The organism is Bradyrhizobium zhengyangense (assembly GCF_022012555.1).
GTDB lineage: Bacteria > Pseudomonadota > Alphaproteobacteria > Rhizobiales > Xanthobacteraceae > Bradyrhizobium > Bradyrhizobium zhengyangense.
In genome coordinates this window covers 1-14,890 of record NZ_JAKLTZ010000009.1, presented here as the reverse complement: position 1 = coordinate 14,890, position 14,890 = coordinate 1, and the positions used below count along the sequence as shown (strand labels likewise).

Annotated in this window: 11 protein-coding genes and 1 pseudogene; 11 read left to right on the top strand and 1 reads right to left on the bottom strand. The window is 57.1% G+C overall.

The features are described 5' to 3' along the window. The first annotated feature begins 1 nt into the window (after window position 1). The 11 genes and pseudogenes from L6639_RS28555 (at window position 2) to L6639_RS28510 (ending at window position 14,548) form a co-directional block, all read left to right on the top strand. On the top strand, window positions 2-1,702 hold the full coding sequence (locus L6639_RS28555) for a hydrogenase maturation protein (RefSeq protein ID WP_128955167.1): 1,701 nt from the start codon (window positions 2-4) through the stop codon (window positions 1,700-1,702). Then, window positions 1,699-3,153, top strand: coding sequence for a sigma-54-dependent transcriptional regulator (locus tag L6639_RS28550; RefSeq protein WP_128929529.1), 1,455 nt, complete (start codon window positions 1,699-1,701; stop codon window positions 3,151-3,153). Before L6639_RS28555 ends, L6639_RS28550 begins: the two co-directional genes overlap by 4 nt. Beyond that, window positions 3,128-4,489 (top strand): sensor histidine kinase, encoded by a 1,362-nt coding sequence (locus tag L6639_RS28545; RefSeq protein WP_128929530.1) that lies wholly within the window; start codon window positions 3,128-3,130, stop codon window positions 4,487-4,489. Before L6639_RS28550 ends, L6639_RS28545 begins: the two co-directional genes overlap by 26 nt. Window positions 4,490-4,654: 165 nt before the next feature. After that, window positions 4,655-4,945 (top strand): annotated as a pseudogene (locus L6639_RS43520) (hypothetical protein); the annotation flags it as partial. A gap of 571 nt (window positions 4,946-5,516) precedes the next feature. Continuing rightward, the gene (locus L6639_RS28540) at window positions 5,517-6,392 is read left to right on the top strand and encodes an ABC transporter substrate-binding protein (protein ID WP_128929531.1); all 876 of its coding nucleotides are present in this window, start codon (window positions 5,517-5,519) and stop codon (window positions 6,390-6,392) included. Then, window positions 6,389-7,279: an amino acid ABC transporter permease gene (locus L6639_RS28535; RefSeq protein WP_128955168.1), complete on the top strand. Its 891-nt coding sequence runs from the start codon at window positions 6,389-6,391 to the stop codon at window positions 7,277-7,279. The genes L6639_RS28540 and L6639_RS28535 overlap by 4 nt, the downstream gene beginning before the upstream one ends. Beyond that, on the top strand, window positions 7,276-8,043 hold the full coding sequence (locus tag L6639_RS28530) for an amino acid ABC transporter ATP-binding protein (protein WP_128929533.1): 768 nt from the start codon (window positions 7,276-7,278) through the stop codon (window positions 8,041-8,043). Before L6639_RS28535 ends, L6639_RS28530 begins: the two co-directional genes overlap by 4 nt. A gap of 45 nt (window positions 8,044-8,088) precedes the next feature. Further along, window positions 8,089-9,438 (top strand): LLM class flavin-dependent oxidoreductase, encoded by a 1,350-nt coding sequence (locus tag L6639_RS28525; RefSeq protein ID WP_128929534.1) that lies wholly within the window; start codon window positions 8,089-8,091, stop codon window positions 9,436-9,438. Between the two features lie 199 nt (window positions 9,439-9,637). Continuing rightward, window positions 9,638-10,573 (top strand): LysR substrate-binding domain-containing protein, encoded by a 936-nt coding sequence (locus tag L6639_RS28520; protein WP_128929535.1) that lies wholly within the window; start codon window positions 9,638-9,640, stop codon window positions 10,571-10,573. Between the two features lie 238 nt (window positions 10,574-10,811). Then, window positions 10,812-12,407, top strand: a complete 1,596-nt coding sequence (locus tag L6639_RS28515) for a hydantoinase B/oxoprolinase family protein (protein ID WP_128929536.1) — start codon at window positions 10,812-10,814, stop codon at window positions 12,405-12,407. 17 nt (window positions 12,408-12,424) lie between these two features. Next, on the top strand, window positions 12,425-14,548 hold the full coding sequence (locus L6639_RS28510) for a hydantoinase/oxoprolinase family protein (RefSeq protein WP_128929537.1): 2,124 nt from the start codon (window positions 12,425-12,427) through the stop codon (window positions 14,546-14,548). A gap of 135 nt (window positions 14,549-14,683) precedes the next feature. Here L6639_RS28510 and L6639_RS28505 read toward each other — a convergent pair. Next, the coding region (locus L6639_RS28505; protein ID WP_237864934.1) for a hypothetical protein at window positions 14,684-14,890 on the bottom strand (207 nt) is incomplete at its 5' end.

The window sequence follows — 14,890 nt, the reverse complement described above, 5'->3', positions numbered from 1 at the left end:
CATGCGCATCCTGCTTCTCACGCACTCCTTCAACAGCCTGACGCAACGGCTCCACGTCGAGCTCAGGGAGGGCGGCCACGAGGTCTCGGTCGAGCTGGATATCCACCCCGACGTTACGCGCGAAAGCGTGGCGCTGTATCAGCCAGATCTGGTGATCGCGCCGTTCCTCAAGCGCGCAATCCCCGAAGATGTCTGGCGTAGCGTGCGCTGCCTGATCGTCCATCCCGGTCCGCCCGGCGACCGCGGTCCGGCGGCGCTCGACTGGGCGATTCTGGAAGGTGTTTCCAATTGGGGCGTGACTGTGCTTCAGGCCGACGGCGGGTTCGACGCTGGTCCGATCTGGGCTTTCAGAACCTTCCCGATGCGGTGCGCGGCTAAATCCAGCATCTACCGCAACGAGGTCACGACGTGCGCGGTCGCGGCGGTGCTCGAAGCCATTGCAGCAATCGAAGCCGGACAGCCGACACCGTCGCCGATGCCTGCCGATGATCCCCGCATTCGGGTGCGCGGGCCCTGCCGGCAGGCCGACCGGATGATCGATTGGCAGCACGACACGAGCGAGACCGTCCTGCGCAAGATCCACAGTGCAGACGGAATGCCGGGCTTGGTCGACAGCTTGTTCTTCAAAGATGTCAGGCTGTTCGACGCCCACGAGGCGCGCGGCATCTCCGGTGTGCCCGGAACCATTGTGGCGCATTGCGATGGAGCCTTGGCCCGGGCCACGGTCGATGGTGCCGTCTGGATCGGCCATGTGCGGCAGCTTGTACCGAAAAGCCTGAAACGATCCGCAGCAAAGGTCTTTGCGGAGCAGGCGATGCGCCTGCCGTACCGACCCGATTGCGGCTATGCGCCCATACGATATCGCGAGCAGGGCGAGGTCGGCGAGTTGCAGTTTTCCTTTTACAATGGCGCCATGGCGACCTCTGACTGCGAAGCGTTGTTGAACGCCTACCGAGCTGCGCTGGCCCGCCCAACCAAGGTGCTTCTCCTGACCGGTGGACGTGATTACTGGTCCAACGGCATTCACCTCGCCGAGATCGAGGCGGCTGACAGCGCTGCGGACGAGTCTTGGCGCAACATCAATGCGATCGACGATCTTGCGCACACTGTCATCGAGACCACCGATCGGCTCGTCGTTTCCGTCATTCGCGGCAACGCCGGGGCGGGAGGGGTATTTTTAAGTCTCGCTGCCGACGAGGTCTGGGCGAGCGATCAGGTCGTCCTGAATCCACATTATAAGGACATAGGCAATCTCTTCGGCTCGGAATACTGGACTTATCTGCTGCCGCGCCGCGCGGGTGCAGCGAACGCCACCCGGATCACGCAATGCCGCCTGCCGATGGGCGTGGCAGAGGCGGGGCGCCTTGGCATCATCGATCGTGCTCTGTCGGGCGGGGAGCTGGCGGAGGGCCGCCTCATGAGCCTTGCCGCGAGCATGGCGGCGGATGAACGCTTTGCGACGCGTCTTGCTGACAAGCAGCGACGTCGCGCAGCGGACGAAGCCCACAAGCCCTTGCAGGCCTATCGCGACGAGGAGCTGCGGCGGATGCGGCTTAATTTCTACGGATTCGATCCGAGTTACCACGTCGCCCGCTACAACTTCATTCACAAGGTGCCGAAGTCGCGCACGCCACTCACAATCGCACCCCATAGGTCGCCTCGCGCGCTCGACAAATCTACCCGCATGGCGGTGCGCATATGAGCTTCCAGGGTACTATTTTGGTAGTCGACGACGAGGTCAGGTCACAGGAGGCGCTACGCCGCGTCCTCAACGAGGATTTTGAGGTACTCTGCGCCGGCAGCGCAGCAGACGCTGAAAAGCTGCTCGAAGGGGAGATCGTCCACGCCATCATCTGCGATCAGCGCATGCCGCACGAATCCGGCGTCAGTTTCCTCAAGCGGGTGCGCGAGCTCTGGCCCGATCCGGTTCGCATGATCATCTCCGGCTATTCGGAATCGGACGACATCATCGCAGGGCTCAATGAGGCGGGCATCTATCAATACATCACGAAGCCCTGGCAGCCGGACCGGCTGATCGACATTGTCAAGGAGGCGGTCCAGCTCTATCGGCTTCAGAAGGAGACAGAGACCGCAGGGGTCGACGTCAAAGCAACGCCCGAGCACATCAAGAGGGTCGTTTCGGTCAAGCGCGGCGCAGCTAAGCATCTCTATGACTTCAACCGAATTGTGCACGCCCCGGACAGCCCGATGCATGCGGTCATTGAACTCGGCCGGCGGGCGGCCGAATACGACATCTCCGTGCTGATCACGGGCGAATCCGGAACCGGCAAAGAGCTGCTGGCACGCGCGATCCACTACGGCTCAGCCCGAGCCGGTAAGGCTTTCGTCGTTGAGAACTGTGGGGCGCTGCCTGACGAGCTCCTCGAAAGCGAGTTGTTCGGGTGTAAGAAGGGCGCTTTCACAGGCGCCTACCAGGATCGCATCGGTCTGTTCGAAGTTGCCGATGGCGGTACCATCTTCCTTGATGAAATCGGAGAGACCTCGCCGGCGTTTCAGGTGAAGCTGCTCCGCGTGCTGCAGGAGAGCGAGATCCGTCCGCTGGGCGCGCAACGTGTAAGGAAAGTCGACGTCCGTGTGGTGGCAGCCACCAATCGGGATCTTGAGGCCGAGGTGGAGGCGGGCCGCTTCCGCCGTGATCTCTATTACCGGCTGGCGGCGTTCCCGGTTCACATGCCGGCGCTTTGGGAGCGGCCGATGGATATACCCTTGATCGCAGAAGGAGTACTGTCTCAAGTCAAGACTTCCTTCAACCGGCCAGGTCTGCGCTTTGCCTCCGCTGCTCTTGAGGGCTTCGTCAAATACCTTTGGCCAGGGAACGTGCGCGAACTGCAGAACGAGATCCAGCGTATGGCCGTGCTGGCTGACTCGGACGAATTGCAGGCTCCCACGCTGCTCGGCCGGCGCAACGGCAGGCGGACCGCCACGGGGGTCATACAGAACCTGAACGGCGCAGCGAGCCTGAAGGACAGGGTGGAGGATCTGGAGAAGTCGGTTATCATCAACTCCCTGGAGAAGTATGAGGGCAATATCAGCCGGGTTGCCAGCGAGCTCGGCCTGTCCCGGGTAGGCCTGCGGAACAAGCTGTCCAGGTATGATTTGAGAAAAAATGGCAAAGGCGACGCATTCTCCTGACGGATCCGACTCGCTGCTCAAGTTGATCAGCGATCGCGGTGCTATCGAGTTCGACCACGAGCGTGAGGGCGCTTGGATCGAAGTCATCCGCAAGATGGATGAGGTTTATTCCGACCTATTGCGTTATGAGGTCGATCTGGAACACAAGAATGCCGAGCTCGAGGAAGCTCAAGCATTTGTCACCAACGTCATCGAATCTGTCTCTGATATCCTCATCGTTTGCGACGCGAAAGGCCAGATCCAGCAAGTCAATTCCGCTTTACAGCGCACGCTTGACCGCGCCAATGACGAAATCGTCGGCTGGAGGATGGCAGACATCATTGACGCTGCCGATGGCGCCAAGCTCATGTCGCTCCTCAAGCCTCGGAGCCCGTCCGAGGTTGTGGATGGCGAACTCCGTTTCTTGACCGAAGGCGGCAGCTCAGACCTGTTCGCAATCAACAGCTCGCCCCGACACGACCATCGGGGCCGCTTCATTGGCGTGGTTCTGACTGGAAGGCCTATCGGCGAGCTTCGCCGAGCCTATGAAGCATTGCACACGGCTCATCAGGAGCTACAGCGAGTGCAGCGTCAATTGGTAGAACAGGAGAAAATGGCAAGTCTCGGCCGACTGGTGGCCGGTGTCGCTCACGAACTTAATAATCCCATCAGCTTCGTCTATGGAAACGTGCACACCTTGATGCGCTATCGCACGGCGCTGACATCCTACCTTGATGCCGTCCACGGCACATCGATAAGCTCCGAAGCTGCAGCCTTGAAGAAAAGCCTCCGCATTGACGCCATTCTAGAGGATCTCGGCCCGCTCCTGGACGGGACAATGGAAGGCGCCGTGCGCATTAGCGAAATTGTAAAAAACTTACGCCGGCTTTCCCTCAGCAAGCTCGGGGAGTTTGATCGCGTCAACATCGAGCCTCTGATCAACACCGCCGTGCTCTGGGCAGTCCGCACGAAGCAGGTTCGCCTCGACATTCACATGGACATCGAGGCGGATCTTTGGACTTGCGGGAATGAAGGGCAGCTCCACCAGGTTATCGTAAATCTCGTCGAAAACGCAATTGACGCGACGCGCGGCACTCAGGAGCCACGGCTAAAGATATCGGCTCGCCGCAATCAGAACGAGATCCTGATTCGTTTGTCCGATAACGGGCCCGGGATCGAACAGCACAACATAGGTCGCATATTTGAGCCGTTCTTTACGACCAAGCGCGTTGGAGAGGGCACCGGGCTCGGCCTTTGGATCAGCTACGGAATCGTGCGCGAACATGGTGCCGAACTGACTGTTGTCAACGCACCAGAGGGAGGGGCAATATTCTCCTTCGCTCTCCCGGCGGCGTAGAGTTAGTCAGGGCTGCGACGGTTCGGCGCCGCTTCCGCCCTCAGGGCTTCTAATTTACTCGCTAGCGCGAGGTTCGGCCGCTGGCCAGGCTGTCGGCCAAGCCGGATGCGGAGGCTGTCGGCGCGAGATTAACGATCTCGACGTCCTGGAGCGCTAGCGCGTACGACCACATTCGACGTTCTCGTCAACAAGGCCGGTCAGTCGCAGCGTAGCAACATCCTAGACCTTGCGTCTGACGAAATCCACGCGCTGCTCGACGTCAATCTGCGCGCGGCACTGCACGTGAAACGGCTGATCGTGACAAGAATGCCGATGCGCGCCGCTACGTGGTTGACGTCTGGTCGGTCGCTGGCCACTACGCCTTTCCAGAACGCCCTGGCTTTCTTCATCCCTAGCCATCATGCCACCAAGGCCAGCGTATTGCGCGTTCGCGGGCTGAGCCCCGTTCTTTACTGATCTCGCGCTCGCGTCACCGAGATCTCGCCCGGTCGTGTGGCGACAAGCATCTTTAAGTGCGTTCGATACACTTCAACTCCGAGGACATCGCCCATGCCGTTGCCATCGCGCAGGTGTCACGGAAAGAGCACCTCCCTTTCCCGCTCCGGAGCTCTAATAATGGAGACCGCCATCGAGACTGCCGCTCAGCGGTTCGCGAGGCCCCGCAACGCACAATCAATGGATGGCGCGTTTTGTCCTAGCATGGGCCATTTTTTGTGCTGAGGGTCGGCCTATGCCTTGGATGCATACTGACCTTGATAGAATGAATTTGATCCAAAATAGCCCGCCCCTTAGCGTTGCTAATTAGCACCGTCGAGCTGTGGCGGCAGGAAAGCAACACTTTACGAGTTGCGAAACTGCCGCCCAGCTTCCCGTGTCGAGCCCAAGCACGCTTCGCGGTTTGCCGTGCTGGCCAATGGAAGACGTCGGTGCCGCGTCATTGAGGTCTAATTTCCTACCCTCAACAGCACGCGGCCGAGTGAAACACGTGCCCCTGAAGGCAAGGGCTACCAATAGGGAGGAGAAATAGATGGGACCGTGGCGAGTAAACGGGTTCACCAGTCAAATCGCGAAAGTTGTTGCCCTATCAGCAATTGTAGGGCTTTCCATTGCCTCCTGGAGGGTAGTGAGTGCAGCAGAGATCCAGGTGCCCGACGCAGTCAAAACGGCGGGAGTCCTGCGCATGGGTCTCAGCAATGCATTGCCACCGCTGCAGTTCAAGGATCCGGAGACGGGCGAATTCAGAGGGATGAATGTAGATATTGGCCGGGAAATCGCAGCACGTTTGGGCGTCAAGGCCGAATTCAATGAAATGCTATTTGCGCAGTACATCCCGTCACTGCAGACCGGTCGGATCGATATCATCATGGGTGGACTTAGCGACCTCCCTGAACGTCATTCCATTATGGAGATGGTCGATTACTTCAGGGATTTCTATCAGGTCTACGCACTTTCCAATTCTCAGCTAAAGGAGTTGTCCGATCTTTGCGGTAAGCGGGCCGGCGCCATTCGGTCCACTGTTTGGTACAAAGTGATGCTTGCAAAGAGCGAGTCGGACTGCGTTCAGAAGGGAATGCCGGCTGTGAAGTTGATTGGCACCGAATCAACGCCAGATACGCGGCTGCAGCTAACGCAAGGCCGAATTGATGCAGCACTGCAGGGCTTCGTCGAGGTTCCTTACATGATTGCGGAGTCCAAAGGCCTTTACAAGACGATCGGCGAGCCCTTCGCGCCAGAATTCAAGGCAATTGGTGTGCGTAAGGGCGATGTCGCGCTGCGTGACGCGATCGCCGACGCTCTGGATGCGATGATTAAGGACGGCACTTATGCAAAGATCCTGGCTAGATATCAGTTGAGCAAACTCGCTATTTCGGAAGTATATCTAAATTCGGAACCGCGAAAATGAGCGCGGTGTCAAACAAGCCTGTACGATCGAGCAGCGGTTCCTCCACTCTCTTTTCACGGCCCGATCTGTCGTTGGTCGAGATCGTGCCGCCGCGTTACGTCGGCCGCTGGATAATGGGCGTACTAGTTCTTGGTCTGTTGGTCCTTATTGTAAGGGCCTTCGCTAACGCGCAGATCGAATGGAACGTTGTTGCCAAATACTTAGCGGCGCCTACAATTCTCGCGGGCTTCTGGCATACGATGATCTTGTCCGTGCTGGCGATGATTGTCGGTGTCGCGCTCGGCTTGGCTATCTCGATTATGCGAATGTCGGATAATCCGCTCCTAGTCATCGTCGCATTTGGCTACCAATGGTTCTTTCGCGGGACGCCGGTAATCCTCCAGCTTCTGATTTGGTATAATCTAGCCTTAATCATCCCAGTCATCGGCATTCCCGGTCTGTGGACGGCCCCGACTGTCGATGTCATCACGCCCTTTTGGGCCGCGCTGCTTGGCCTTGGCATCAATCAGGGTGCCTATACCTCGGAGGTCATTCGCGCCGGAATCCTCTCGGTTGATGCGGGCCAGCACGAAGCGGCACAGTCGATTGGCATGACCCGTCTACACGCGCTCTGGAGAATCGTCCTACCTCAAGCAATGCGCGTGATAGTTCCGCCGATTGGTAACGAGTTTATTGGAATGGTAAAAATGACGTCACTCGCCAGCGTGATCCAGTACACCGATTTACTTTACAGCGCACAGAACGTGTACTTCGTCAATCAGCGCGTGATTGAGCTACTGATCGTAGCAGGCGCTTGGTATCTCCTCGCTGTCTCCATTCTCACGCCGCTTCAGTTGCTGCTCGAATGGCGGTTCGCGCGGGGAACATCTGTCGTGAGGGTCCGATGACCAAGCCTTTGCTCTCAATGAGAAGAGTTAAGAAGCGGTATGGAAATCTACAAGTTCTGGACGGCGTCTCCCTCGACGTCATGCCCAATGAAGTAGTGTGTTTGATCGGCTCATCAGGCTCAGGCAAAACGACGCTCTTGAGATGTATTAATCAACTGGTTTCCGTCGACTCAGGACATATCTGGATAGACGACGAAATCGTGGGCTATCGCCAAGTGGGGTCGCAATTGCGGCCACTAGGCGGTGCGGAACTCGCCCGCCAGCGGACGAAGACCGCGATGGTGTTTCAACGATTTAATCTCTTTCCCCATATGACTGCTCTTGACAATGTCATTGAGGGACCCGTGCGTGTCTTAAAGCGCAATAAGGCTGACGTCGTTTGTGAGGCGGAAGCCCTCCTAGCACGCGTAGGCTTATCCGAGAAGCGTAACGCGTACCCTTCCAGCCTGTCTGGCGGCCAGCAACAACGTGTGGCCATCGCGCGGGCTATGGCTATGCACCCGCGCCTTATGCTCTTCGACGAGCCGACATCTGCACTCGATCCTGAACTCGTTGCCGAAGTCCTCGCGGCGATGAAGGAATTGGCACGCACCGGCATGACTATGGTGGTCGTTACGCACGAACTTGGATTTGCGAGCGAGGTCGCAGATCGCGTGATCTTTATGGAACAAGGCCAAATCGCAGAAGAAGGCACTGCCCGAGAGGTTCTTATGCACCCCAAGGGCGCAAGGACCAAAGAGTTCATTTCGGCGGTGCTCGATTAACACGCAGCATCTCTACATACGACCAGAGAGGAATTGAGGAACGAAATGGCAAAGGAAATCGCTTTCGCCGCACTCATACATGCAGCCGGTAGCGCAAGTGCCGCGTGGCGCCATCCAGATACGGATCCAAAGAAGGCGTTGAGTCTTCAGTACTACACAGAGCTCGCAAAGCTATGTGAAGCAGGCCGCTTCGATCTGATGTTTCTAGCGGACAGTCCGGGCGTTGATGTCGACAATCTCCACGCAATGGCGCAATGGCCACGCGGGCAAAACGTACTTGAGCCCTTGACGCTTCTCTCTGCGCTAGCTGCGAGCACAGAAGAGCTTGGCCTCGGCGCCACGGTATCTGCGAGCTTCACTGAGCCGTTTAATATCGCCCGGCAATTCGCATCGCTCGATCACCTTTCGGGAGGGCGAGCAGCGTGGAACGTTGTGACGACTGCAAACCAGTATTCATGCCGCAACTATGGCTATAAGACGATGCCGCCACACGACGAGCGCTATGCCAGAGCCAGAGAAGCCCTGGAGGTGGTCCGAGCTTACTGGGATACTTGGGACGATGATGCCTTCATCTTCGACAAGGCAAGAGCTATGAACTTCGATCCGAACCGATTTCACCACGTTCGATACGAAGGGAAACATTTCAAGGTACAAGGCGGACTCAATATTGCACGTGCTCCGCAGGGGCAACCCGTCATTATCCAGGCGGGCGCGTCCTCGGTGGGTAGGGAATTTGCCGCAGAAACCGCTGAGGTCGTCTTCGGAACGGGCGCAACTCTTGAGGAGGCTGCGTCCCTCTACAAGGATATCAAAAGCAGGATGGCGAAGTACCGCCGTGATCCTTCCGAACTTAAGGTACTCGCCGGCTTCCGCGCGATGGTCGGTTCAACCGAAGCAGAAGCGAAGGAAAAGCTTCGCCTACTAAACAGTGTGATGCCGATTGAAGCCAAGGTCGCGTATGTCAGTACGGACCTTGAAGTCGACCTGTCGAAGCTGCCACTGGACGAACTCGTTCCCGAACAGATGATCCCGACTTCCTCAAACCTTCATCAGGGTTATTTCAATATACTTGCGGACATGATCCGATCGCGTAAATTCACGCTAAGGGAGATTGCACAGCGCTACGAACGCGGATTCGAGATTTTCTGTGGCACTCCAAGCCAGATCGCCGACGAGATGGAACGTTGGATCGACAATGAAGCTGGAGATGGGTTTATGATAACGTTCCCTTACATGCCGACCTGCCTGGAAGATTTTGTGTCGATGGTAGTCCCCGTGCTCCAGGAACGCGGACTTATGCGCAAAAGCTACCGCGGCAAGACACTTCGCGAAAACCTCGGGTTACGCTATCCCAAAAACGTCAATACGAAACGTCCAGCTACAGGCGTTCCATAAGAGATCTCGTGGCGCGCCGCCTTTGTCGAGCCTTTCAATGCGCATACAAAAGGGCCGCGGTGCAACAAAGCGCCGCGGCCTTTCTTATTGTGGGAGCTGAAGTTCATCCGTCGAACGACTTGACGCATGGCCGAGAATACCATTTGATTTATTCGAATCGGGCTTATGCATCTAAAATGTAAATTTGTTTGGGCGGCATATGGCTAGAGCGCTCAGTTCCCGCGAGATCGATGCGTTTCGGGCTATGATGCAATGTGGGACAACGCTTGCCGCAGCCGAAATTCTAAATACAACGCAACCGTCGGTGAGCCGGCTGTTGGCGCAAGCGCAAGACGCTGTGAAATTTCGACTGTTCGATTATCGACGGGGCCGTTTGGTTCCAACCCCTGAAGCCAAAATGCTCTTTGAAATCGTCCAAAAGCACTATCTTGGCTTGGAAACGATACAGCAAGCCGCTGAAAGTATCAGGTCATCCGGCACCGGCCTATTGCGCATCGCTGCCACTCCGTCCCTGGCTATGGGCGTTATTCCAACGATCATGAAGGCATTCCGGCAGTCTAGCCCCGGTGTGAGCATCAACCTTCAGACGGGAGGGTCGCTGCAGATCAGAGACGGGCTCCTCAATGGCATTTATGATGTTGGCCTGACGACGAGCGGAGCTCATTTCCGAACAGGAGAGTTCGAAATCGAGGTGTGTGACGAATCTGAGGCCCTATGTGCGGTCTGCGCAAACAGCCCGCTTGCTTCGAAGAAGGAGGTTGCGGTCTCTGATTTTCAAGAGGCAACGCTGCTCACTCTCAATCGTGGAGACGATCTAAGTGATTTGTGGCGTCAGACACTCGCGCAGCACGGCGTGAAACCCTCGTCCGAGATCGAGGTCACCTATTCGGCGATCCTCTGTTCGCTCGCCGCCGCCGACCTTGGCATCGGCGTCGTAAGTCCCTACATCAAACCGCTTATTTCCGATAACGTTCGATTTGTTCGTATTTCGCCGAGAATCTCGGTTAAGATGTTCGCAATCTTTCCGGGACATCTTGTGAAGTCATCGCTGTCGCAGCGTTTCACGCGTAGCTTGAAGGAAACGTTCCTGCACAACGACCCCCATGTCGTGAAGTGCGGCGACTGCACGGAGTAAGCCCCCTAGCGGGATTTCGGATCGAGCTAGGCAACTCTCGCGGGCCGACGTGCCCGCCAAACAATCCCAATGCTATATCACCCGCGTATAGAGCGTGCAGCAAGAAGAATTGGCTGACGCGTTTAGCCTGACTTAATGTCCCGCAGAATGCCCGAGCTGGTGCGACTGTCGCGCAGCGCTTCGTGGGCGAGTGCAAGACCGTAGGGCAAGGCCGCGGGCGCTCCAAGGAGACTGACACGTGCTTGATGCAATCCAGCTTGAATTGATTTGGCGAAGGCTGATTTCTCTGACTGAAGAGGCCGCTACGACGCTGCTGCGTACCTCCTTCTCATCCGTCGTTCGCGAGTCTAATGATTTTGCGTGCGTTCTCATGGATGCCGAAGGACGCTCGTTAGCGCAACCCGCTAACAGCATTCCATCCTTTATCGGTACCGTTCCGCGGACGGTTCGTGGCTTTCTCAAACAGTTTCCACATGAGACCCTCTCCGAGGGCGATATCCTGATCACCAACGATGTCTGGCTTGGCACCGGCCATCTGCCCGATATCACGGTAGCCAAGCCCATTTTCTTGAATGGCAATATTGTTGCGTTCGCTGGGTCGGTCACGCACGCTCCTGACATTGGTGGACGCATCCGTTCTGCCGATGCACGCGAGGTGTACGAGGAGGGATTCCAAATCCCAATGATGAAGGTGGTTGAGGCGGGTCGAATGAACCGCACATTTGAAAGCCTGCTTCGCCAGAACGTTCGTACGCCAGATCAGACGGTAGGCGACCTTTATGCGCAGTTTTCTGCACTGCATCTGATGGAGGTGCGCCTCATTTCTTTGCTAAAGGAGTGGGAGCTCCGTTCATTCTCCGAAGTGTCTCAACAGATCCGCGGTCGGACGGAAGCCGCGATGCGGCGTGCGATTTCCGCAATACCGGATGGCGTCTATCATGCCACCGCCGTCAGCGATGGATTTGAAAATAGCATCGTGTTGCGGATGGCGCTTAAAGTTCATGGTGATGAAATCGAGGTTGATTACCGAGGTACAGATCCTCAAGTGCAGCGCTCCATCAACGTCTGCGCTGCTTATACGACGGCATACACTGCCTATGGAATCAAAGCCGTTCTTACGCCCGACACGCCAAACAATGACGGTGCGTTGGAACCGCTCAATATTCATGCACCTCTTGGCTCAATTCTTAATTCAAAGCCGCCCGCAGCGGGCGGGGCACGCGCACTTATCGGACATTTCCTGCCGGCGATGGTCTTGCGTGCGCTGTCACAAGTCGTGCCGGAGAGAGTCATCTCCGACGTCGGCTCACCTCTCTGGTGCGTAAACCTGGCCGGCGTCAAAGAGGATGGAAAGACTTTCGCTAACTTATTCTTCCTGAACGGAGGCTATGGGGCCAGCGCGGCCTCGGACGGCGCAAGCGTGTTGTCTTGGCCGAGCAACATTTCCTCCACGCCCGTCGAGGTGCTGGAACGAACCGCGCCGATCAGAATTTGCCACCGCCGAATCCGATCGCGGACAGCGGGCAGCGGTCGGTTCACAGGGGGGGCTGGGCAGGAGTTTCTCTTCGAGAATCTAAATAAAGGGCCTACCATAATTTCCTTTATGGCTGAACGAACTAAGCCAGAAGCTGTGGCGAATGGCTTAGCAGGCGGCGATCCCGGCGCTGCCGGTGAGATCCAGATCAACACCGTTCGGGTTGATCCCAAGATACAACACACTATCGACTTTGGTGCCCGCGTTCTGCTGCGCACACCTGGCGCTGGCGGATTTGGTGTTCCGATCCGCGCTCAGGAAGCGCTGGCCGAAGCCGATGGCGCCAAAGATTTTGTATAAGAAGGGTTAGATCCGATATGTACTCGCTTGGTATCGATATTGGCGGCACGTTCACCGACATTGTCCTCTATTGCACTGATGATGGTCGCGTTGTCGCACACAAGGAGCTGACGACGCCCCATGATCCAACAATTGGAGCCCTCGCCGGCGTAAAGCAGGTCGTTAACGCCAGCGGCACCGATCCCGATCAGATTGGTCGCGTGGTCCATGCGACAACGTTGTTCACTAACGCTCTCATCGAGCGTCGTGGCGCAAGGACCGGATTGATCACAACGAGCGGCTTTAGGGATACGCTCGACTTACAGCGGGAGTTTAAATACGATCTGTATGATCTATTTCTGAAATTGCCAAAACCATTGATTGAGCAGGATGATCGCGTTGAAGTTAATGAACGCACCTTGTTCAACGGGCACATCCAGCATCCACTCAACGAAGACGAACTTCTAATAAAAACACGCCGGCTGCTCGACAGGGGCGTCACTTCGCTGGCAGTTTCATTCTTGCATTCATATGCCAATGGGACAAATGAACTGCGAGCCAAGAGCCTAATCGAGCGGCATTTCCCACAAGTCCAACTGTCGATCTCGTCCGAGGTCTGCCCACAAATCCGGGAGTACGAACGAACGTCAACGACCGCCGCGAACGCGTATATCAAGCCCATTGCAGACAAATATTTGCGTGAACTCGAGGTGCAGCTAAAGGCCTTTGGAATACCAGGAGCACTTTTCATGATGCTCTCAAACGGCGGATTGACGCATATCGAGGAAGCGCGCCGTACGCCGATCGAACTGTTGGAGTCGGGGCCGGCTGCTGGCACATTGGTGGCCGCGTATTTCGGCAAACGCTCCGGATTTGACAATGTGCTTGCCTTCGACATGGGCGGGACAACTGCAAAGCTTGGCGTGATTGAGAACGGCGAGCCCCTGATCGCGTATCAGTTTGAAGCGGCTCGCCAGAAGCGGTTCGCCCCAGGAAGCGGATTGCCGGTGAACATCTCGACTGTTGAGCTTATCGAAATCGGTGCGGGCGGCGGGAGCATCGCACATGTTGATGAGCTAGGAATGCTCAAGGTGGGGCCGCAAAGTGCGGGATCGCGACCTGGCCCCGCCTGCTACCCGAACGGCGGAACTGCGCCAACGGTTACCGATGCAAACGTTGTTTCGGGGGCGATTGACGTTGATAACTTTGCCGGTGGCACTATGGTTTTGCGCCGCGGAGCTGCAGAGGCGGCGCTCACAGGCGTCGGGCACGCCATAGAGATGCCATTCATCAAAGTGGCGAATGGCATTCAGGCCATTGTTAACGAGACGATGGCAGCCGCCGCGCGTGTCCATGTTGCTGAGCGAGGCCACGATATAACTAAGTACAAGCTCATCGTGACGGGCGGTGGCGGCCCGATGCACGGTTGTGACGTCGCCAGACGTCTCGGCATCAAACAGGTTATCTGTCCGCCGAATGCTGGCGTCGCGTCGGCACTCGGCTTGTTGATTGCACCCGCGCGTGTTGATCGCTCGAGAACGCTTGGCGCCCTGCTGGGATCGATGGAAATCGAGAAACTCGAAGCAGCCTTCAGGCGCCTGGAAGACGACACAAGGCGCGTGATTGCGCAGGCCAGATCTCCGCACAGTACACTTCAGATGGAGCGCCGCGCCGACATTCGCTTTGTGGGCCAAGGGTCGGAGCTGGTAACAGGACTGCCCGTTGGACCCTACAGCGAGAGCGAACGTGAAACTATTCGCGCTGCGTTCATCCAGACCTATAAAGGTATCTTCGGCGATATCATACCCGATCTTGATCTTGAGATTATGAACATCCGTGTAACCCTGAAAGAAGTACGAGAACCCGCGAAACTTGGTCGGATGGAAGACCCTCCTCGCTCGGAGGGATCTCGCTATCGACCCGTGTATGATGATGCAACTCGCGCTTGGGTTAAAGTCCCAGTTCTTCGACGATCGGAACTCGGGATTGCAGGATCGATCGAAGGCCCGGCCCTTTTGGATGAGCAATCATCAACACTAGTTGTGCCGCGCGGGAGCCGCATGACGTTGGACGCCTCTGGCAATGTCATTGTTCAGCTCAGGGATGATGGTGACAGTGTTACCGTTCCAGTAGCAGAGCACGCCACCGAAATCGGGGCGTAGGGCTCTAATATGCAGGCCTGTCACGTCACGGCAGTCGCGTGGCGCCGCAGGATGTCATGCCGGGAGGCCTTCGGATCTCGAAGTCAACCAAGGCGCGAGGCAAGCTCTCGGATGGAAACGATCATACTCGCCCCCTCAGTCGCGTTCGTATGCATGCTCTAGCGACACCACCGGGCGGCAACGCGCGAGCCAGGAGGTGTCGAGCACGATCCGCCGATCGATCGGCGGTGTTGTGCGGTAGAACGGTTTTCTACCGTTGCCCTTCTGTAACCGGCATGAGCCCCCCACCTGGGCATCGCGCGAATGAGCTGCGATACAGCCTGGCATGAACTGTTTTTTGGA

Excerpts from the sequence above, each read along its gene's own strand:
- L6639_RS28555 (WP_128955167.1), top strand. The coding sequence starts at position 2 with ATGCGCATCCTGCTTCTCACGCACTCCTTCAACAGCCTGACGCAACGG.
- L6639_RS28550 (WP_128929529.1), top strand. The coding sequence starts at position 1,699 with ATGAGCTTCCAGGGTACTATTTTGGTAGTCGACGACGAGGTCAGGTCA.
- L6639_RS28545 (WP_128929530.1), top strand. The coding sequence starts at position 3,128 with ATGGCAAAGGCGACGCATTCTCCTGACGGATCCGACTCGCTGCTCAAG.
- L6639_RS28540 (WP_128929531.1), top strand. The coding sequence starts at position 5,517 with ATGGGACCGTGGCGAGTAAACGGGTTCACCAGTCAAATCGCGAAAGTT.
- L6639_RS28535 (WP_128955168.1), top strand. The coding sequence starts at position 6,389 with ATGAGCGCGGTGTCAAACAAGCCTGTACGATCGAGCAGCGGTTCCTCC.
- L6639_RS28530 (WP_128929533.1), top strand. The coding sequence starts at position 7,276 with ATGACCAAGCCTTTGCTCTCAATGAGAAGAGTTAAGAAGCGGTATGGA.
- L6639_RS28525 (WP_128929534.1), top strand. The coding sequence starts at position 8,089 with ATGGCAAAGGAAATCGCTTTCGCCGCACTCATACATGCAGCCGGTAGC.
- L6639_RS28520 (WP_128929535.1), top strand. The coding sequence starts at position 9,638 with ATGGCTAGAGCGCTCAGTTCCCGCGAGATCGATGCGTTTCGGGCTATG.
- L6639_RS28510 (WP_128929537.1), top strand. The coding sequence starts at position 12,425 with ATGTACTCGCTTGGTATCGATATTGGCGGCACGTTCACCGACATTGTC.